Here is a 19337-nt window from a genome sequence, read left to right on the forward strand (position 1 = left end):
GTTCTGTATTTTATCTGTCGACTTTTGCCCAATCCGCCCATTTCAAAATTCACATCGCATGTGTAAGCATTCTGCCTGCAATGGTCTATTTTCTGGCATGGTTACAAGTCCGCTTCCCCACTGCGGGAAGTCCTGGGCAGCGTTCGGCGACCTGACCTACGCCTCCTACCTGATCCATTTTCCGCTGCAAATAGTCATGCACGGCCTCTTCAAACGATACGCATTTTTCAACCCCGATCAACCGGCGACGCTCATTGCATTTGTCATTTCCACTTACGCATTGGCCTATCTTACATATCGTTTTTTTGAGTTGCCGGCTAAAAACTACCTGCGAGACTGGTTGACTTAACTGAATTTATTAAAAAAGCAGCCCCGAAAGACTGCACCGATTGTTCATTCCCTCCTGCCTCCTGCTTATTTAAATTTCCGTGGCGGAAGAGAGCCACTAGCTTCGCGGACATTTAAACAGCAACCATTACGATGCTAAAACATTCTCTCAGATTGGCATTCTTCGTCCTCGTCAACCATGTATGCGCACAAGAAACGCCCGGCCGAGTTGCAGCGACGATCGCCAACAACGACCTTTTCGTGAAAGCTTATGTGAATGACAAAGGGCCGTTCAATTTCCTGGTCGATACGGGAGCATCCGGTATGGGCCGGATCGATGAACGCGTTGCGCATGCTCTCGGCCTTATCGCGTCCGACTCTGCCAGAAATTACGACGGAAGCGGGAAATTTAACACCGTACCCGTTTTTACTGTGTCCAGCTTGCGGCTAGGCAATTTGACGGAGCACAACGTTGTTCTGTTATCAAGGAATTATAACAGCCACCGCAAAGAAGGCAGAATGCTTATTGACGGCATCATCGGACGGGAGTTTTTCCAAGAGTACCTCCTTACGATCGACGCAACTCGCGGAGAAATCACCTATTCGAAGGATTCTTTGAATGGCGGTGATAACGGAGTCGTTCATTACCAACGAGGCTTTGAAATTAGTGCAGTTGTTGGAGATACGTCTTGTTTGCTGCATATCGATACCGGTTCTACCCTAAGCCTGCATTTTCCCAAAACTGTTATTGACCGGCTTTCGCACACCGATACCAAAAACAAATCCATTGCACGGCGTGCCAATTCCGAATACTTCATTCAGGAAGCAATACTGCACTCCCCGATATCTGTCAGCTCCGTCAATGCCAAAGACCTGCTAGTAGACTATTCCGAGCAAGCACGATTTATCAACGTGGGTATGCGGTTTCTTAAAAACTATAAATTAATCATCGACCAGAAGCGTCAACTTCTCAAAATTGAGTAGCGGACCTGGCGCTACTCCGCCACCATCATCCGCTTCCGGTGCGCCACACCCCAATCGCGCAGTGTCTTGATCACAATTTCCAGCGAATGGCCGTATTCGGTCAGCGAGTATTCGACGACCACCGGAATGGAGTCGTAAACCGTCCGTTTCACAAGGTCGTTGCTTTCCAGCTCGCGCAGCTCTTTGGAGAGCATTTTGTCGGTGATACCGGGCACTTCTTTCGCGATTTGCGAGAAGCGTTTATTCCCGAACATCAGGGATATGATGATCGGCAGCTTCCATTTGCCGCTCAGTACTTCCAATGCGTCGCGCACGGGCAGGATGCTTTTCGTGCACTCTCCCCAGCTGTGCGGGTTTTTCTCCTTCGTTTTTTCCATAGCCGATTTTACCACTATCCTTTTGTATACTACTTACAAATGTATAGTAAATTTAATTAAGTTTGCATGCCGGTTAATCAAAAAGGCACATCAAACTTAGATAAAAATGAGCGAGTTAATAGAAAAGTTGAATTGGCGCTATGCCACCAAACGCATGAACGGCGAGTCCGTTCCACAGGAAAAGCTGGACAATATCCTTGAAGCCATCAAGCTGGCACCGTCATCGGTCGGTTTGCAGCCCTATAATATTGTGATCGTAAAAGATCAGGCACTGAAAGACAGGATCCACAACGAAGCCGCGTCCCGCCAGGCGCAGATTCCGGATGCCTCGCATTTGTTGATTTTCGCCGTTTGGGAGAAGGTTACGTCGCAGCATGTGGACGATTATATCAAATTCTTCGCCGCCACCCGCAACATAAGCGTTGAGTCGCTGGCAGGTTTTCATAGCAGCATTAACGGTGGTATCCTCAGCCGTAGCGAGGATGTAAATTTCGACTGGTCGGCACGTCAGGCATACATCGCGTTAGGCCACGGGCTCGTAGCTGCGGCTACCGAAGAAGTAGACGCCACGCCGATGGAAGGTTTTGACGCAGCCAAGGTGGACGAGATCCTCGGATTGCGCGAGAAAGGGCTGCGCAGCGTGGTAATCCTTGCATTGGGTTACCGCGATGCCGACAAAGACCCATATGTGAATGCCAAAAAAGTGCGCAGGTCGCGCGAAGAACTTTTTATCTCCATCTGACATTGTTTTAACGGGGGAGGAACGTCAGGATACGGTAAAGTGTAGTCAAGTGTAGTCAGGAATGGTCAAGAATTGTTGGAGCCATAAATGACAATACCTGACCAAAAATGACAAAAATGACTCTCCCCAAAGATCATAATACAGAACCGCGATAATCATGAAAGTCGAAATATGGAGTGATGTCATGTGCCCGTTTTGCTACATCGGCAAGCGGCGCTTTGAAAGTGCGCTGGCGGAGTTTCCGCAAGCGGACCAAATCCAGGTGGAGTGGAAAAGCTTCCAGCTGAACCCGCAAATGAAAACCGAACCGGGCCGGAGCATCAACGACTACCTGGCCGAAACAAAAGGCTGGACACCCGAATATGCCCAGCAGGTAAACGACCAGGTTACTAACATGGCCGCCGAAGTGGGCCTGGAATATAATATGGACAAGGCAGTGCTCGCCAACTCATTCGATGCCCACCGTTTTTTGCAGTTTGCCAAAACTAAAGGGCTCGGCGATGCCGCTGAGGAGCAATTGTTCAAAGCCTATTTTACCGATGGCCGCAACACGGCCGATCACGCCACGCTGATCGAACTCGGAACGGCCATCGGCCTGGACGCCGCAGAATTGAAGGCCATTCTCGAAGGCACGCGTTTCAGCGAGGATGTACGTCGGGACATTTACGAGGCACAGCAAGTAGGCGCACGCGGCGTCCCGTTTTTCGTGCTCGACCGCAAATATGCCGTTTCAGGGGCGCAACACACCGAAACATTCCTGGGCGCATTGCAGCAATCATTTGCAGAGTGGGAAAAAGCCAACCCCAAACCACTCGTAAACCTGGCCGACGGTGCAAACTGCATCATCGACGGGCAATGCGACTGAGCCAGATATTTGAATGCAAAAGCGGTCTCCGGGAACTCCGGTGGGCCGCTTTTTTGTTTTCGGGCGCATGGCTGGTACGGTTCTATAAGTAAAGTCGGTGGCGCGGGCCTGGAATGTCGTGTAATTTGTGCTAATTGCGATAATTTGTTGCACAAAAAACCTGGCGTCCAACCACCGCTATCAGCACTTTACACCCGACTATATGCGCTTTCTGGCATTCTTGCTGCTCTTTTTGGCCATGCAACAACTCTCCCGCGCAGGCGGGTTGCGGGGACGCATTACCACAAAAAATGGCGAAGCACTCCCCTACGCGGGCATCGCCGTGAAAGGCACCAGCAACGGCACCATGGCCAATGAGGAAGGCGAATACGAGTTTTCCCTCTCGCCCGGTAGTTACGAGATCATTTTCCAATACCTGGGTTTCAAAAGTATTTCCAAAACCCTCACCATCGGCTCCGATTTCACTGAGCTGAACGTGACCATGGAAGAGCAGGCACTCAGCTTGCAGGAAGCCACCATCGGCAAGGCCAAGGAAGACCCCGCTTACAGCATTATGCGCCGGGCCATTGCCAAAGCCCGCTTCCACCAGTTGCAAGTGCGTGGTTATACGGCCAGAGTGTATTCACGCAGCACCGGCGTCGCCACCAAAATCCCATTCCTTTTACAAAAAAGGCTGAAAAAAGAAGGCGTACAGCAAGGCAAGGCCATTCTCAACGAAAGCGTGGCGGAGATTAAGTACCGCCGTCCCAATAACTACAGCCAGCGCATTATCTCCACCCGCAACAGCCTCGACAACAGCATTCCTTCACCCAACGAATACATTCTCGCCAGTTTGTACAGTCCCGAGATCGCGGGCACCATTTCCCCGCTGTCGCCCAAGTCATTTGCCTATTATAAATTTGAGTACGAAGGCTATTTCGAAGAGCGGGGCGAGGTTGTGAATAAAATAAGGGTTATCCCGAAAGCTTATGGCGAAGGGGTTTTTAAGGGGAGTTTGTTTATTCTTGAAGACCGTTGGGCCATTCATAGCTACGATTTGCAAACTACTACCAGCGGTTTGAACATTTCTGCCAAGCAGCTGTTCAGTCCGGTGCAGGGTGTATGGATACCCGTGAACCAGCAATTTAAACTGAATGGCAGTTACCTTGGTTTCGCCGGGGAGTTCCGATACCTGGTTTCGCTCACATACGAAAAGCTGGACGTCGACCCCGGCTTACGCGAGGACATTGCCATCGCCGACCACAAAAAAGAGGATGCGCCAAAAGTTAAAGGCGGTAAAGACCTCGAAAACCTGATCCAGGCGCAAAAGGAATTCTCTACGAAAAACTTCCGCAAACTCACCAAACAATACGAAAAGCAGCAGAAAAAGGAACAAAAAGGCCAGTTAGGCAACGATCGGCTCGTGCGCCAGGATTCGATCGTGATCGATTCCATGGCCAACAAGCGCGACACGACCTACTGGCAGGCGCTCCGGCCCATTCCGCTCACGAAGTCGGAGGTTTCCAGCTACGTCACGCAGGATAGCATTAAGGTTGTCAAAGATTCGCTGCGTGTGAAAACGAAGCCCGATTCTACGCATTTCAAGCCCATTCACCTCGCTTTGGGCAACACCTATCAGCTGGGTAACCGCAATAGTTTTTATTTCAAAAGTCCGTTGCTTTCGATCAGCTATAACTCGGTGGAGGGTAATGCGATCAACATCATTACCGAGTGGCAGAAGCGCTGGGGAAAAGCGTCGTATTTCAGTCTGCGGCCGCTGGTGCGCTACTCGTTCGGGCGGAAACGGTTGTATGGGAACCTGGAAACGAACATTGGCGGCAGAAACTGGAATCTCGGACTGTCGGGCGGGGAAATGGCCTCGCAGATTAACAACCGCGACCCTATTCCCCCTCTCCCGAACAGCATTGCCGCGCGGTTTTTCGATCGCAGTTTGATGAAGGTTTATCAAAAACAATTCGGCCGCATTCAATACTCGCTCCGCAACATCGGCGATGTGCTCAGCCTGAACGCCAGTCTGGACTTCGAGCACCGGAAAGAGCTTTTTAACCAGGAAAGCGCCCGGCCGATCATATTCTGGAGCCAATTCGGATTTACGCCAAACAGGCCGATCAACCGGGAACTGGACAACACCGGCTTTGAGGACCACCGGGCATGGATTCTAGATCTTACCGCTACATTGCGCCCTTGGAGGAGATACCTGATCCGAAATGGGGAGAAACGCTATTTGAGAAGCAAAGGCCCGGCATTCAGCGTGAATTATAAAAGCGGATTGGGCTTCCTCGGCGATGTGGATTATTCGCTCTTGCAAGGCACCATCCGGCAGGACCTGAGTCTCGGCCCGAGGAGCAACCTCGAATACCTGGTAAATGCAGGAGGTTTTATGCGGGCCAGAACGATGTTTTTCCCCGATTACCAGCACTTTATGGGGAATGAATTCTTCTTTCAATACGTCTATCCACCCGACCAGTTCCGGATGCTACCCTACTACCGTTACAGCACCTCGAAATGGTTTTTCCAAACGCATTTAACCTGGACAATGCAGCATTTCCTGCTCACACGCATTCAGGCCTTGCGCGTAACGGGCATTTCCGAAACGTTGCAGCTGCATTACCTGCGCGTGCCCACGATGCGGAATTATTCGGAAGCCGTTTATGGGCTTGATAATATCATGCGGATCGTCCGTTTGGAGGCCGTTGCGCAATTCCACGCCGGGCATTTCCAGGGCATGGGATGGCGCATCGGTGCCTCCTTTCGGTTCGGACGGTAATTATTTCACTTTCGCAGCCTTGAAACGCGGCGTGGTTTTCGAAGCCGTCGGCGGCCATACATTATTGTCGAGATCGAGGTCGGCCAGGCGCTGGCTTGGGTCGATTACGATCATTTGAATGTCGGCCACATTCCGGTCTATCGTGAAGGAATACTCAGGGTAAGTCCAGCCCCAATCGGCCAATTGCGTGGTTTTGGAATACCATTTTTCATTCTTTTCACCCCGCATGATTTCAAGCGGTATGTAAAAATTTTCCTGCGTGCCGTCCTTGTAGCTCACCACTACATCCAGCGGCATAGGCATCTGGCCGATTCTTTCCAGCACCACATCGGTTTTACCGGCATTAGCCACTACTTCGCGGATGCTGTAATCGATCGTTTTGGTAGTCCCTACAAAATTCTCCCAAAACCAGTCGAGTTCCAGGCCCGACTCCTTTTCCATAATGCGCTTCAAATCCGTCGGGTTGGGATGCTTGAACTTCCATTCATTGAAATACCGCTTCATGCCGCGCTGGAATGCTTCCTTCCCCATGATATAATTGAGCTGGTTCAGGAAAACGGCCCCTTTGTTGTAGCTCGCCACGCTGTATGCCTTGTTGGTATTATAATGATCGGCGTGCGTCGTAAGCGGCTCTTCCGCACCCGACTTAACGAGCGCGCGGTAGCTGTTGGTCGAATTGCGCTGCGGGTCGCCCTTGGCAGGGAAGAGCTCCGCCATCACGATATTTTGCGCATAAGTCGTGAAGCCTTCGTCCATCCAGGGGTATTTCGATTCGTTGGTCGCCAAAAGGCCCTGGAACCAGCTGTGAATTGACTCATGCACCGTCACGCTCGTCAATGCATGGAGGTTCAGGCGGCCGGTGATAAGCGTAGCCATCGGATATTCCATACCGCCGTCGCCGCCCTGGATCACCGAGTATTGCTTGTAAGGATAACGCCCGAACTGCTCATTCATGATCTTGAAAGCACGCACTGCCAGTGGCTGCATTTGTTTCCACACATTAGCCAGCGTGTCGGTTTGGTAAAAGAAATGCAGGTCTAGCTTATCGTCCACTTTCACAACGTCGTGCTGATAATCGCGGTCGGCGGCCCACATGAAGTCGTGCACTTCCGGCGCAACAAAATGCCAGGTAAGGCGGTCACCCGGTTTGTGGGATACATTTTTAGTTGAATAGCCGTGGCCGATCTTATCGGGATTCTGCAAATAGCCAGTCCCCGCGATCGTGTAGGCTGCGTCCATGGTGATTTTCACATCAAAGTCGCCCCAAATCCCATGAAATTCGCGGGCAATGTAAGGGTTCGCATGCCATCCTTCGTAATCGTATTCCGACATTTTGGGATACCACTGCGCCATCGAATAGTCGATCCCCTCGGCATTGGCCCGGCCTGTGCGGCGGATTTGCAACGGTACCTGCGCTTCAAACTCCATATCGAATGTATGCTGCGATTTTGGAAGAATCTTCTCGTTCAGCGTCACTTCGAGGATAGTCCCAACCACTTCGTATTTGAGTGCTTTGCCATTTTGTTTCAATGAAAGCACCTTTTCATAACCGATTTCGGAAGGCGATAGCTTGGAAATACGGTCCTTCACCCGCGGATCAGGGTCGCTGATCGAGCGCGAACGAACGTCCATCTGACTGCCGGGCTGGAATGCATTGAGGTATAAATGGTAAAATACCTTTTGAAGTGTATCCGGGGAATTGTTGGTGTAAACGAGCTTTTGGATGCCTTTGTACCGATGATTGACGGCGTCAAAGTCGATCTCCATCTGATACTTCGCGCGCTGTTGCCAACGGTCACTTTGTGCTGAAACCTGAAACGCAAGCGCGACCAGCAAAAGCACTGATAATTTAAATTTCATTCGAACAAGTGTAATTTGATTAAACCGCAAATTACGTCAAATCCCCTTGAAACTGTGCATCATTCTCCACAAAAAACCTCATTTTAAAGCGATTGCAGCGGTTTCAGGCATTTTGAGCGCATTTACGCTTCTGGCACAGAGTTGGTAATTATTGGATCAGATATCAATAATCAAAAACCTAAAATACTTGTCAATCATGCTTAGATGGACCGTAATATTTCTCGTAATCGCTATCATTGCCGGTATCCTTGGATTCGGTGGAATAGCAGCAGGCGCAGCCGGAATCGCTAAAATTCTTTTCTTCGTATTCCTCGTCCTTTTTGTGTTAAGCTTATTAAGCCGCGGCGTCGGGCGATCCTGACGACTTTCGGAAATATAACAAATGAAAAAAGCGGACTCAGTGTCCGCTTTTTTCGTATTCCTTATTCCCATTCAATGGTTGCAGGCGGTTTGGAAGAAATGTCGTAAACGACCCTGTTCACCCCTTTCACCTTGTTGATAATGTCGTTGGAAACTTCCGCGAGGAAATCATAGGGCAAATGCGCCCAGTCGGCGGTCATACCGTCCACCGAAGTTACCGCGCGCAGGGCTACCACGCGCTCATACGTGCGCTCGTCGCCCATTACGCCCACGCTCTGCACGGGAAGGAGCATTGCGCCTGCCTGCCAAACGTCTTTGTAAAGGTCCCATTTGCGGAGGCCGCCGATAAATATCGCGTCTACCTCCTGCAAAATCGCTACTTTTTCCTCCGTAATGTCTCCTAAAATGCGGATCGCCAGGCCTGGTCCCGGGAACGGGTGGCGGCTAAGGATCTTCTCGTCGATACCCAGTGTACGTCCAACCGCCCTTACTTCATCTTTAAACAATGTATTCAGCGGCTCCACGACTTTCAGTTTCATGAAATCGGGCAAACCACCCACGTTGTGGTGTGACTTGATGGTCGCCGAAGGTCCTTTGACGGAAACGGATTCGATCACGTCGGGGTAAATAGTACCCTGTCCAAGCCATTTCACGTCCTCGATCAAATGCGCTTCCTGATCGAAAATATCGATGAACGACTTGCCGATCGCCTTGCGTTTCGCTTCCGGATCGCTCAGGCCGTCGAGTTGCTGGTAAAAGTGTGATTTAGAATCTACACCTTTGATATTGAGGCCCATGTCCTGGTAAGAATGCAGCACTTGCTCAAACTCATCCTTACGCAGCAGACCGTTATCTACGAAAATACAATACAAATTCTGACCGATCGCGTGGTGTACCAGCGTAGCAGCCACCGTGGAATCTACGCCACCCGAAAGTGCCATTACGACCTTGTCGTTACCCAATTTCTTGCGAAGCTGCTCGATCGTATGCTCTACGAACGACTCGGAAGTCCAGTCCTGCTTGCAACCGCAAATGTTCACTACAAAATTGTGCAGCAGCTTTTTACCTTCCGTTGTGTGCGTTACCTCGGGGTGGAACTGAATACCGTAGGTTAATTCGTCCTCCACTTTAAATGCAGCCACTTTCACGGACTCCGTAGAAGCGATCACGTGGAAATTCTGCGGCGCGCGCATAATAGTATCACCATGCGACATCCACACCTGCGATGATTCCGACAAGCCTGCCAGCAGCGACGAGTCCGGATCGCCGAGTTCCAGCTTCGCGCGGCCATATTCACGGTGCTGCGAAGGTTTCACATCGCCGCCCAGCTCCTGTGCGAGCAACTGTGCGCCATAGCATACGCCGAGCAGGGGCAATGTTTTGCGAAATTTGTTGAGATCTACCCGGGGAGAATCTTCGTCCCTTACAGAACAGGGGCTTCCTGAGAGAATGACACCTTTGACGTTGGGAGTGAGTTCGGGGAAATTGTTGTATGGGTGGATTTCACAATAAACATTCAGTTCGCGAACTCTCCGTGCAATTAACTGGGTGTACTGTGAGCCAAAATCTAAAATCAGAATTTGTTCAGTCATATATATGCTATCTAAAACGCAAAGGTAGGGAGATTGGCGGAAAAGTGAAAAATGAAGTTGAAAGTTTAAGAGAGAGTATACACAGAGACTGAGTTTACCTTCTGCTAAATCGGCATTGCCGCAGGATTTTTGAAGCGTGATCGAGGTTTGCGGACGGGTTAGTTTCGCAAAAAAAGTCCGACGGGCCGATCAGTAAGAACTGCGAACATCGTCCTGCGCACCACCTCTCTCATCATATGAAATCTAAATTGTCACTCCTATTGGTGATTTTCACCTTTTACAACACATTGGTTATCGGCCAAACAGCTTCCGGCAAGATTGAAGGTGCTGTCGTGGATGAGAAATTGGCGGCATTGCCATTCGCCAGCATCGTATTAACAAACATCAATGACACGACATCAGCGATTGGAGTAACGGCCGATGAAAATGGCAGTTTTAGTTTCGACAAAGTCACAAATGGGTCATACATCGTTGCCGTCTCTATGGTGGGCTACCAGAAGGCTGTTAGTGAGGTTTTTACGATTACAAACAACTTCATCCGGATACCAACGCTACAACTGGCAAGCACACCGCAAAATCTCTCCGAGGTTACCATATCCGCGAAAAAACCGTTTATCGAACAGCAGATTGATAAAACAGTGATCAATGTTGCAAGCAGCATCACGTCTACCGGAAGTTCCGTTTTGCAGGTATTGGAAAAATCGCCGGGCATAACCGTAAACGCACATCAGGAGGAAATCGAGCTGGCGGGCAAATCGACGCCCCTGATACTGATTGATGGACGACCTACCTATCTGTCACAAGCCGACCTTTTTATGCTCCTAAAAAATACACCGAGCGAAAACATCGAGAAAATTGAGCTCATAACCAATCCTTCCTCGAAATATGACGCGTCAGGAAATTCGGGCATCATCAACATTATTTTCAAAAAGGGAAGCCGGCCCGGAACGAATGGCAGCGTCACGATGTCCGGTAGCGTCATAACTCATGGCTATGGTCGGGGTGATATTATCGGCAACGTCAATCACGGCGTAGGGAAGATTAACTTATTTGCTTCACTAAACGGAATGGAGGGAAAAGGATTCAGCAAGACTATTTATGACCGAATCATTACTAATGGATCTGACCAGACACGCTTTGATCAGGTTTATGGGAATATCCATTGGGTGAAAAATTACGGCTATCGAGTCGGGATAGATTATAATATCAGTAAAAGCACTAGTGTCGGCGCCAAAGTTAATGGCGCATTTAACGAAGTCCACACTTTGTCCCGATACTCAGATACTAAATTGTACGATGCGCAATTAACACTTAAACAAAGTTACTATACAACCGCAGCTACCAGGAATGCGCAGAATAATTTCAATGCTAATTTTAACCTAAGACATTCGACAAAAAAGGGCATGGAAATAACTTTTGACACGGATTACCTGTCTTACATTGGAAAGCGTATCAACTCACTCACAACTAGTTTCTTCAAGCCCGATGGCAGTCAGGACGGCCCGCCGGAAGCAGTCAGAAACACGATGCCTCTTCTTATCAGGATTGGAGTTACCAAACTGGATTTTGTCAAAAAATTTGAAAAGTTTTCGTTTGAAGGTGGACTGAAATCAAGCCTTGTCAAAGCCGATAATGAAATGCTTTATGAAAGCCTTGAAAACCAGTGGTTCGTCGATAGTCTTCGCTCGGATCGTTTCATTTATAAGGAAAACATCAACGCCGCTTATTTGTCTTTTCAGGGACCACTTACATCCCGCACCACATTGCAACTCGGCTTGCGATTGGAGCACACCAGATTATCAGGATATTCGGTGACATTGAAAAAACGAAATGATCAAAATTACGTCCGACCGTTCCCGACCCTCTTTTTATCACATGAGCTCAATGCAACCAACCTGCTGACCTGCTCTTACGGCTACCGCATTGACCGGCCCAACTACCAGCTACTTAATCCTTTCGAAAGCTACCTCGACCCGTACACTACCCTGCGCGGAAACCCTGTTTTGAAGCCACAGTTTACTCATAACATCCAACTCACGCATTTGCTACGCGGTTACATAACTACCACGCTCGCCTACTCAGTAGTCAGAGATCTGATTGTTAAGGAGTATCCCTATATCGTAACGGAAGAGCAGAAAATGTATCTGACACCTGAGAATATGCGCTTTCAACGAAATCTGAATGTGACGATATCCGCACCAATATCCATACTACCCTGGTGGATCATGCAGGTAAATTTATCTGGGCAGATGAATCGGTATCGTGCGTACTATAAATATGAAGTGTTTAATGTTAGGCAATCTAACTTCACATTTGCGCTAACTAATGCCTTGAACTTAGGTAAAGACTGGACGGCTGAGGTTTCAGGAAGCTATTTCAGCCGACGCATTTATGGACTTATTCAAAGTCGCCCCTCCGGCTTCATCAACTTCGGCGTCCAAAAGTCTTTTCTGCATAACCGCATGTTCTTGAAATTTGCAGGCCAGGACATCTTTTGGACAAACAAATTTGTAGGTTCCACAAAGTTTGCCGACATGAATTTCACCGTTACGTCACTAGGGGTAAGCCAAGTCTTCACAATTTCTTTTTCCTACAAATTCGGAAACTCGAACATTTCCAAAGAAAAACCTTCTAACAACCATGTAGAAGAGCTGCAAAAAAGAGCATCCGGTGGCATATAGTAACGTTCAAACCACTATTTAACCGTTTAAACTTTTTTCCAGCCTTCATGCAACTTCCTTTTATCCCTTTGTATCTATAAGCCGGAAGATGGGCACACACCACTTATCTAACGTTTGAACCATTTATGTAATCAAAGGTTCTATGTTATACCAAGTACCTATCTTTGCAGTGTACCTAATGGACAACTCGCCCCGGGTGCATTGAACTTTTAACTATTAGCCATGAAAATCTTAATCAACCTAACTGCAGCACTGCTGCTGGGCAGTGGTATTGTGCTCGCACAAGCGCCCCAGCCCCTTACCGGAAAAGGAAAGGTGACCGGCGCGGTGCTTGATGAAAAGTCGCAGCCCTTCCCCTTCGTGAACATTTTGCTGCTGCAAGCGAAAGATTCGGTGCTCGTGAAAGGTATCGCAGCCGACGAAGACGGCAAGTATGCATTCGACCAGGTGGCATCCGGCAAATACCTCACGCTTGTTTCGATGGTGGGCTATCAGAAAGCATACAGCGAACCATTTAATGTGAAAGATACGCCCGTAAACCTTCCCACTTTCACTCTCAAAACCGACACACAATCGCTGAACGAGGTGACCGTCGTGGCGAAAAAGCCATTCATCGAACAAGAGATCGACCGGACGGTGGTGAATGTGGAAAACAGCATTGTTTCCGCCGGCGCAACGGCGCTGGAAGTGCTGGAACGCGCTCCCGGTGTGACGGTCGACCAGCAGAACGAACAACTGAAACTGCGTGGTAAGGAAGGTGTAATCGTCCAGATCGATGGAAAACAAACCTTTTTATCCCAGCAAGAACTCATCACACTCCTGCGCAACACACCGAGCGACAACATCGAAAAAATTGAACTGATCACCAACCCTTCGGCCAAATACGACGCGGCGGGAAACTCGGGGATCATCAATATCAAAATGAAGCGCAATAAAAACTATGGTACCAACGGCAATGTAAACCTGGGCGGCGCCTGGGCAAAATACGGGCGGGCAAATGCCACTGGTACATTGAACCACCGCGCTGGAAAAGTAAGCTCATTCATTAGCGCCGGCGCTTTTTATAATAAGGGTTTTAACAACAACGACATCTACCGCACCATTCCCTTCGAGGATAAAGTGACGATTTTCGACCAGAAAACGGAGCGTATCAACCGGTCGGAATACTACAATGTGCGTGCCGGCGTCGATTATTTTGCAACGGATAAAACCACATTGGGCGTACTCGTTTCGGGTTTCTACAACGATTGGAGCAACCCGTTCGGGCAAACGAATACGAGAATATTGAACGAAGACCTGAGCCTGCAACGGACATTCCGGACCAACGTTTTCAATGGCGGCAAAATGAATAACATCAGTTCCAACCTGAACCTCAAACACCAGTTCAACGACAAAGGCAAGGAACTGACTTTCGACCTCGACTACGTGCATTACGGCGGCAAAAAGAAAAGCGAGCTGGATACCCGCTACTTCAATGCCAACGGCACGCCCGACGACGCGGCTACCGAAATTGTCCGCAACGACATGCCTTCGGACATCAACATTGCAATGGCGAAACTGGATTACACCCAGCCGATCGGTAAAGGAAAATTTGAAACCGGTTTGAAAACCAGCTACGTGACTTCGGATAACGACATGGTGTTCGAAACATTCATCGACAGCTGGCAGCTCGACCCGAAGCGTTCCAATCGGTTCAAATACACCGAAAATGTGAATGCAGCTTACGCCAACTACGCCGGCGCTATCACCAAAAAAATCAAATACCAGGTCGGCGTCCGTGCTGAACACACGCACTCGATCGGCAACTCGGTGACGCTGAACCAGAAGCGCGACAGAAATTATATCGATCTGTTCCCCAGCGTGTTCCTGTCTAACCAGCTGGATACAAATAACGTCCTCAACCTGTCGTACAGCCGCCGGATCGACCGCCCGAACTACCAATCGCTGAACCCGTTTGAGTTTTACCTCGACCCATACACATTCCAGCGCGGTAACCCGAACCTGAAACCTCAGTACACACATTCGTTCCAATTGGTACACGTGTACAAAAATGCATTGAACACAACGCTGGCTTACAGCCGCATTAAGGATATGATCGCAGATGAGCTGCCGCAGCAGATCGCGTCGGAAAACAAAACATTCGTGACGTCGGATAACCTTGATAATCAGGACAACATCAGCCTGACGGTGTCCTTCCCGATACCGGTAACTAAGTGGTGGCAGGTGCAGACGAACTTTACGGGCGTGTATAACCATTACAAATCATATTACCTCGAACAACAGCTCGAAATCAAGCAGGTATCGTGGAATATGTATGCGAGCAATCAATTTACCATCGGCAAAGGATGGTCCGCTGAGCTCTCCGGATGGTATAATAGCCGGCAGTTCTATGGCTTGTACGCCGCCCGCCCGATGGGAATGATCAATGCAGGTGTTCAAAAGAATATCATGAACAAAAAAGGAACGATCCGCCTGAATGTGAACGACATCTTCTGGACCAACCGCTTCAACGGTACTGCGGTGTACAAGGATATCGATTTCAGAGTGCGTTCCGAATGGCCCAGCCGCCAGTTCAGACTGACCTTCACTTACAACTTCGGTAACCAGAATGTGAAGGGAGCCCGCCAGCGCAACACCGGTTCGGATGATTTGCAGAAACGCGCAGGCGGCAATTAAAAGTGGAATCCCGGCCGAACGAGGCCAGTGTTCATAAATTAGTTAGGTTTGTTATGCAGAAAATCCATCCCGCGATGTGCGGGATGGATTTCTTTTTGATATAAACCTAAAAGGAGAATGCTTATGCTTGCAGCGCCGCAACACCCGGAAGCACTTTGCCTTCCATGTATTCGAGCAATGCGCCGCCACCGGTTGAAACGTAGCTCACGCGGTCGCCATACCCGGCATTATTGATCGCCGAAGCAGAATCACCGCCGCCGATCAATGAGAATGCGTCGTTTTCTTCGGTTACTGCCACTACCGCCTCAGCAATCGCGTTGGTTCCTTTGGCAAAGTTCGGGAATTCGAAAACGCCCATTGGTCCGTTCCAGAGTACCGTTTTGGAGTTCTTGATGATATCGCTGAAAATCTTTGCAGTTTCAGGGCCGATATCCAGTCCTTCCCATTCGTCGGGAATGTTGCCGGCTTGTACCACCTTGCGCTCCGCGTCGTTCGAGAACTTGTCGGCGATTACGGTATCCACGGGGAGGATCAGGTTAATGCCTTTTGCTTTCGCTTTCTCGATCAGCTCCAATGTAAGATCCTGCTTATCAGCTTCCAGCAAGGATTTTCCAATGCTTCCGCCTTGCGCTTTGGAGAAAGTATATGACATACCGCCGCCGATGATGAGGTTATCCACTTTATCAAGCAGGCGTTCGATGATCAGGATTTTGTCGGAGATTTTTGCACCGCCCATGATCGCCGTGAATGGTCTTTCCGAATGCTCCAGAAGACGTTCTGCATTATCCAGCTCCGCTTGCATTACATAACCACAAACTTTGTCGGCAAAGAACTTACCGATTACAGCCGTGGAAGCGTGCGCGCGGTGAGCAGTTCCGAATGCATCCATCACCCACACGTCACCCAGTTTCGAAAGCTTTTCGGCGAATTCTTCGTTACCTTTTTCTTCTTCTTTATAAAAACGCAGGTTTTCGAGCAACAGAACTTCTCCCGGCTGCAATGCAGCGGCCAGCTCGGTAGCGCTTGCGCCAATGCAATCGTCGGCAAACTTCACGGTTTTGCCCAGGATGAGCGAAAGCGGGTTCACCAGGTGTTTCAGGGAGTATTTTTCGGTTGGACCGTCCTTGGGGCGACCCAAGTGTGACATTAAAATGACGGAACCGCCGTCATTAAGAATCTTGCTGATTGTAGGAATGGTCGCACGGATACGGGTATCGTCCGTGATCTCAAATTTTTCATTAAGCGGGACATTGAAATCCACGCGCACCAGGGCTTTTTTCCCTGAAAAATCATAAGAATCTAATGTAGTCATGGGCAGGTAAAATTGTTATCCATAGAGAACAAATGTAAATCAATTTCTTAATTATATACTATGCATTTCAGAAAAGGCAGCACGCATCATAACTATAATCCAATTTTTACCTTTCATTTTTCTATAAAAAGGATAATTAACCAAATTTTAATATAAACCGGCCCGTAGCGGTCAGCAGCGGCCTTATTTCATTTTTTGAGGGCAAAAAGCTGATCATTTTAATATCGCGAAATAGATATTTTTGGTAACTTTATTTCTTCATCAACTAAGGAATGAGCGCTTTGTCTGCCGAATTGCCCGATCCGTTTACCCAGGAACAAGTGTTCCCGACGGACCTCCCGCCCAAGTATTATCTCGAATATTTCAACTACGTACTCGCGTTCGTGCGCAAGCGCTATGCCCACATACTGCACGAGAGCGAGCTGGAATTTCTGAATGATTACGAGTCGCTGTCCGAGGATGCGCAATGTCTTTTTATCCGTTTCAGCAACCGCAGCAAATCGTTTTTCCGCACCAACAGCCTCTCCTATTCGGAGATCGGGGACCTGCCCGCAGTGCTCACGGAGCTCCTCGAACGGAACTTCATTGAAACGCTTTGCGAAGCGCACGACACACGCTTTGCGGAAGTAATCGACCTTTTTACCAAACCGGAATTGCTGGAAGTCACCAGGCTGCTGCAACCGGACGTAATGCCCGCCAAAAGCATCAAAAAGCCCGATCTCGTGCGCTGGCTGCTGTATGAATATGATTTCAAGGTGCTTTGCGAGGTGATCGGCGAGATAGAACCGGTGGTGAAAGTGTCGTTCGAGGCGGAGGTGATGCTGATGAAGTTCCTGTTTTTCGGCAACCGCTATGCCGATATGACCGAGTTCGTCGTCCGCGACCTGGGCCACGTCCGGTTTCAGTCGTTTGATGAGCAGTTTTTGTCCATTCAATTTGATACCAGGAAAGACGCCGACGATACTTTAATGGTATCCTTAATGAAGGAAACTTTCGACGTGATCAAGCAGGATCTGCCGCCGGAAGAAATTTACGACTGGTTTATGAACTGGCATGTGGCGAGTGGCACTAGCCTCAGTAACAAAGCATTACCATCATTTAACTCATTTATATTAAAAGTAAGCGCCTGGCTCGAACGTAAGAAAATGCTTTCACAAGCGCTCACCATTTACCAGCTCACCAATGACGCCCCCGCCCGCGAGCGGCGCGTGCGGCTGCTGTACAACCTGGGCGAGATCGACGAGGCGCTGGCCTTGTGCGAGGAAATCGCCGAAAGTCCGCAAAATGCCGACGAGCGGTTTTTCAGCCTGGATTTTCATGAAAAGATCAAAAACAAAAAAGCCCGGATCATCAAACGAACGACCCGGGCCTTGAAAGCCGCCGAAGCGATAGAAGTACCGGTTTCCTTCCGCTTCCGGGTGGAGTTCGGCGCGATTACTTATTACCAGGAGCAGGGCTACAATGCATTTTTCAGCGAAAACGAGCCGTGGCGCGCATTGTTCGGGCTGCTGTTTTGGGACATTATATATGATACCAATGTGCAGACGATCCATAACCCGCTGCAACGCATTCCGTCCGATTTTTTTCTGCCCGATTTTTATTTCAAACGGTCGGCACAATTGAAGGAACGGCTCGAAGCCGCGCATTCGCGGGAAATCATCGACGAGCTCGTCAGCCAGACATTCGCGGATAAATACGGCATTACCAACGTGCTGGTCCCGTGGTACGAAGGCGCATTGGACAAGGTTTTGACCTTAACTTCCCTGCTTAGTCCCGAAAAGATCCACAAAATCATGCTCGAAATGGCGCTCAACCTCCGCGAAAACACCCGCGGCTTCCCCGACCTGCTGGTTTGGAACGACGACGATTATGCATTCATCGAAATCAAATCGCCGACCGACCACCTTTCGTCGCGGCAGCTGCATTGGCAACATTTCTTCGCCGAGCACGGTGTGCAAAGCCGCATTGTTCGGGTGAACTGGATCAAAGAGGACATTAGTCTAATGTAAACTCGGCCGTTACCGGCAAGTGATCCGACGCGTATTTTTCGTCGATCACTTTCGTGTTGGCGCTTTTGAGCTGGCTATCCTTCTTATGCATGATGAAATCGATGGTCTTTTTCGGCACTTCCACCGGGATCGTCGGCTTGCAATTGGTGCAGGAGCGGGTGAAATGCTGATCGAAAAAGGCGATCACGGGACTGTCCGGCGTGGCATTGAAGTCGCCGCCGAGGATCATGGGCAACTCTGTATTTCCGAAATGCTTCCAAATCGTTTCGGCTTGAAGCATGCGGTTCGGCTCCTTCAATCCCAAATGCGTGCTGGCGAAAATCAGCTTGCGGTTATCGGGCAATTGCACGGTTACCGCGGCAATGGTGCGGTCTTCTTCCTTCAATTCGGGGCGGATCGGCAATGCATATTTCGCAGAATCGACGATCGGGAATTTGGTGAGCACCGCCACGCCGTAGTCGCCGCCCTGGTGATCGATCGCCTTCGAAAAATAGAACTTCATGCCGGTTAATGCGGCGAGTTGCTGCGCCTGGTTTTTGCCTTTGCCGGAGCGCTCGGTGTTCACATCCACTTCCTGCAAAGCCACAAAATCGGGCTTTTCGGCATTGATCACCTTCGCAATCGCCTCTACGTCGATCTTGTCGCCGGCCGAGGGCGGGTTGCAATGGTGGATGTTGTAAGTCATCACTTTGAAGCGCTGCTTTTTGACAGGCTGGTCAGGCGGCGTTGCGGCCACTCCGTGGAATGCGAGGAGCGCCAGCAGGGGTAAGAAATAGTTTTTCATT

14 protein-coding genes are annotated in these 19337 nt (G+C 49.4%); 9 read left to right on the forward strand and 5 right to left on the reverse strand.

Annotated elements, in window-relative coordinates; all coding sequences use genetic code 11:
• Positions 1 to 58 precede the first annotated feature (58 nt).
• Both DFER_RS29250 and DFER_RS13300 read left to right on the forward strand, forming a co-directional pair.
• Positions 59 to 349 (forward strand): acyltransferase, encoded by a 291-nt coding sequence (locus DFER_RS29250; protein ID WP_187293464.1) that lies wholly within the window; start codon positions 59 to 61, stop codon positions 347 to 349.
• Between the two features lie 152 nt (positions 350 to 501).
• Positions 502 to 1311 carry a retropepsin-like aspartic protease gene (locus tag DFER_RS13300; protein ID WP_229206246.1) on the forward strand — a complete coding sequence of 270 codons (810 nt, stop codon included), beginning with the start codon at positions 502 to 504 and terminating at the stop codon, positions 1309 to 1311.
• A gap of 11 nt (positions 1312 to 1322) precedes the next feature.
• Here DFER_RS13300 and DFER_RS13305 read toward each other — a convergent pair whose 3' ends face one another.
• A complete protein-coding gene (locus tag DFER_RS13305; protein WP_015812158.1) occupies positions 1323 to 1688 on the reverse strand; it encodes a winged helix-turn-helix transcriptional regulator in 366 nt (121 codons plus the stop codon).
• 106 nt (positions 1689 to 1794) lie between these two features.
• Between DFER_RS13305 and DFER_RS13310 the strand changes: the two genes are divergently transcribed.
• The 3 genes from DFER_RS13310 to DFER_RS13320 all read left to right on the forward strand — a co-directional run bounded on the left by DFER_RS13310 (position 1795) and on the right by DFER_RS13320 (position 6062).
• A complete protein-coding gene (locus DFER_RS13310) occupies positions 1795 to 2430 on the forward strand; it encodes an NAD(P)H-dependent oxidoreductase (RefSeq protein WP_015812159.1) in 636 nt (211 codons plus the stop codon).
• 157 nt (positions 2431 to 2587) lie between these two features.
• Positions 2588 to 3295: a DsbA family oxidoreductase gene (locus DFER_RS13315; protein WP_015812160.1), complete on the forward strand. Its 708-nt coding sequence runs from the start codon at positions 2588 to 2590 to the stop codon at positions 3293 to 3295.
• Positions 3296 to 3497: 202 nt separating this feature from the next.
• A complete protein-coding gene (locus DFER_RS13320) occupies positions 3498 to 6062 on the forward strand; it encodes a DUF5686 and carboxypeptidase regulatory-like domain-containing protein (protein WP_015812161.1) in 2565 nt (854 codons plus the stop codon).
• Here DFER_RS13320 and DFER_RS13325 read toward each other — a convergent pair whose 3' ends face one another.
• Positions 6063 to 7922, reverse strand: a complete 1860-nt coding sequence (locus tag DFER_RS13325) for a M1 family metallopeptidase (RefSeq protein WP_015812162.1) — start codon at positions 7920 to 7922, stop codon at positions 6063 to 6065.
• A 196-nt stretch (positions 7923 to 8118) separates the two neighbouring features.
• Here DFER_RS13325 and DFER_RS29600 point away from each other — a divergent pair, with 196 nt between their 5' ends.
• Complete coding sequence (locus DFER_RS29600) at positions 8119 to 8283, forward strand: DUF1328 family protein (RefSeq protein WP_083769210.1); 165 nt, start codon at positions 8119 to 8121, stop codon at positions 8281 to 8283.
• A 61-nt stretch (positions 8284 to 8344) separates the two neighbouring features.
• Here DFER_RS29600 and guaA read toward each other — a convergent pair whose 3' ends face one another.
• Positions 8345 to 9874, reverse strand: coding sequence for a glutamine-hydrolyzing GMP synthase (guaA, locus tag DFER_RS13335; RefSeq protein ID WP_015812163.1), 1530 nt, complete (start codon positions 9872 to 9874; stop codon positions 8345 to 8347).
• A gap of 236 nt (positions 9875 to 10110) precedes the next feature.
• On the opposite strand from guaA, the gene DFER_RS13340 reads away from it, so the two are divergent.
• Both DFER_RS13340 and DFER_RS13345 read left to right on the forward strand, forming a co-directional pair.
• The gene (locus DFER_RS13340; protein WP_015812164.1) at positions 10111 to 12555 is read left to right on the forward strand and encodes a TonB-dependent receptor; all 2445 of its coding nucleotides are present in this window, start codon (positions 10111 to 10113) and stop codon (positions 12553 to 12555) included.
• 222 nt (positions 12556 to 12777) lie between these two features.
• Positions 12778 to 15231, forward strand: a complete 2454-nt coding sequence (locus tag DFER_RS13345) for a TonB-dependent receptor (protein WP_015812165.1) — start codon at positions 12778 to 12780, stop codon at positions 15229 to 15231.
• 121 nt (positions 15232 to 15352) lie between these two features.
• On the opposite strand, the gene DFER_RS13350 is transcribed toward DFER_RS13345, so the two are convergent.
• On the reverse strand, positions 15353 to 16543 hold the full coding sequence (locus DFER_RS13350) for a phosphoglycerate kinase (protein ID WP_015812166.1): 1191 nt from the start codon (positions 16541 to 16543) through the stop codon (positions 15353 to 15355).
• 272 nt (positions 16544 to 16815) lie between these two features.
• Here DFER_RS13350 and DFER_RS13355 point away from each other — a divergent pair, with 272 nt between their 5' ends.
• Positions 16816 to 18552, forward strand: coding sequence for a VRR-NUC domain-containing protein (locus DFER_RS13355; protein ID WP_015812167.1), 1737 nt, complete (start codon positions 16816 to 16818; stop codon positions 18550 to 18552).
• On the opposite strand, the gene DFER_RS13360 is transcribed toward DFER_RS13355, so the two are convergent.
• Positions 18539 to 19336: an endonuclease/exonuclease/phosphatase family protein gene (locus DFER_RS13360; protein ID WP_015812168.1), complete on the reverse strand. Its 798-nt coding sequence runs from the start codon at positions 19334 to 19336 to the stop codon at positions 18539 to 18541. The genes DFER_RS13355 and DFER_RS13360 overlap by 14 nt on opposite strands.
• Between the last annotated feature and the right edge of the window lies 1 nt (position 19337).

The organism is Dyadobacter fermentans DSM 18053, from assembly GCF_000023125.1.
GTDB classification, from domain to species: Bacteria; Bacteroidota; Bacteroidia; order Cytophagales; family Spirosomataceae; genus Dyadobacter; species Dyadobacter fermentans.

Coding starts and splice junctions, on each gene's coding strand:
- DFER_RS13355 (WP_015812167.1), top strand. CDS start 16,816: ATGAGCGCTTTGTCTGCCGAATTGCCCGATCCGTTTACCCAGGAACAA.
- DFER_RS13350 (WP_015812166.1), bottom strand. CDS start 16,543: ATGACTACATTAGATTCTTATGATTTTTCAGGGAAAAAAGCCCTGGTG.
- guaA (WP_015812163.1), bottom strand. CDS start 9,874: ATGACTGAACAAATTCTGATTTTAGATTTTGGCTCACAGTACACCCAG.
- DFER_RS13360 (WP_015812168.1), bottom strand. CDS start 19,336: ATGAAAAACTATTTCTTACCCCTGCTGGCGCTCCTCGCATTCCACGGA.
- DFER_RS13315 (WP_015812160.1), top strand. CDS start 2,588: ATGAAAGTCGAAATATGGAGTGATGTCATGTGCCCGTTTTGCTACATC.
- DFER_RS13325 (WP_015812162.1), bottom strand. CDS start 7,922: ATGAAATTTAAATTATCAGTGCTTTTGCTGGTCGCGCTTGCGTTTCAG.
- DFER_RS29250 (WP_187293464.1), top strand. CDS start 59: ATGTGTAAGCATTCTGCCTGCAATGGTCTATTTTCTGGCATGGTTACA.
- DFER_RS29600 (WP_083769210.1), top strand. CDS start 8,119: ATGCTTAGATGGACCGTAATATTTCTCGTAATCGCTATCATTGCCGGT.
- DFER_RS13305 (WP_015812158.1), bottom strand. CDS start 1,688: ATGGAAAAAACGAAGGAGAAAAACCCGCACAGCTGGGGAGAGTGCACG.
- DFER_RS13320 (WP_015812161.1), top strand. CDS start 3,498: ATGCGCTTTCTGGCATTCTTGCTGCTCTTTTTGGCCATGCAACAACTC.
- DFER_RS13340 (WP_015812164.1), top strand. CDS start 10,111: ATGAAATCTAAATTGTCACTCCTATTGGTGATTTTCACCTTTTACAAC.
- DFER_RS13310 (WP_015812159.1), top strand. CDS start 1,795: ATGAGCGAGTTAATAGAAAAGTTGAATTGGCGCTATGCCACCAAACGC.
- DFER_RS13345 (WP_015812165.1), top strand. CDS start 12,778: ATGAAAATCTTAATCAACCTAACTGCAGCACTGCTGCTGGGCAGTGGT.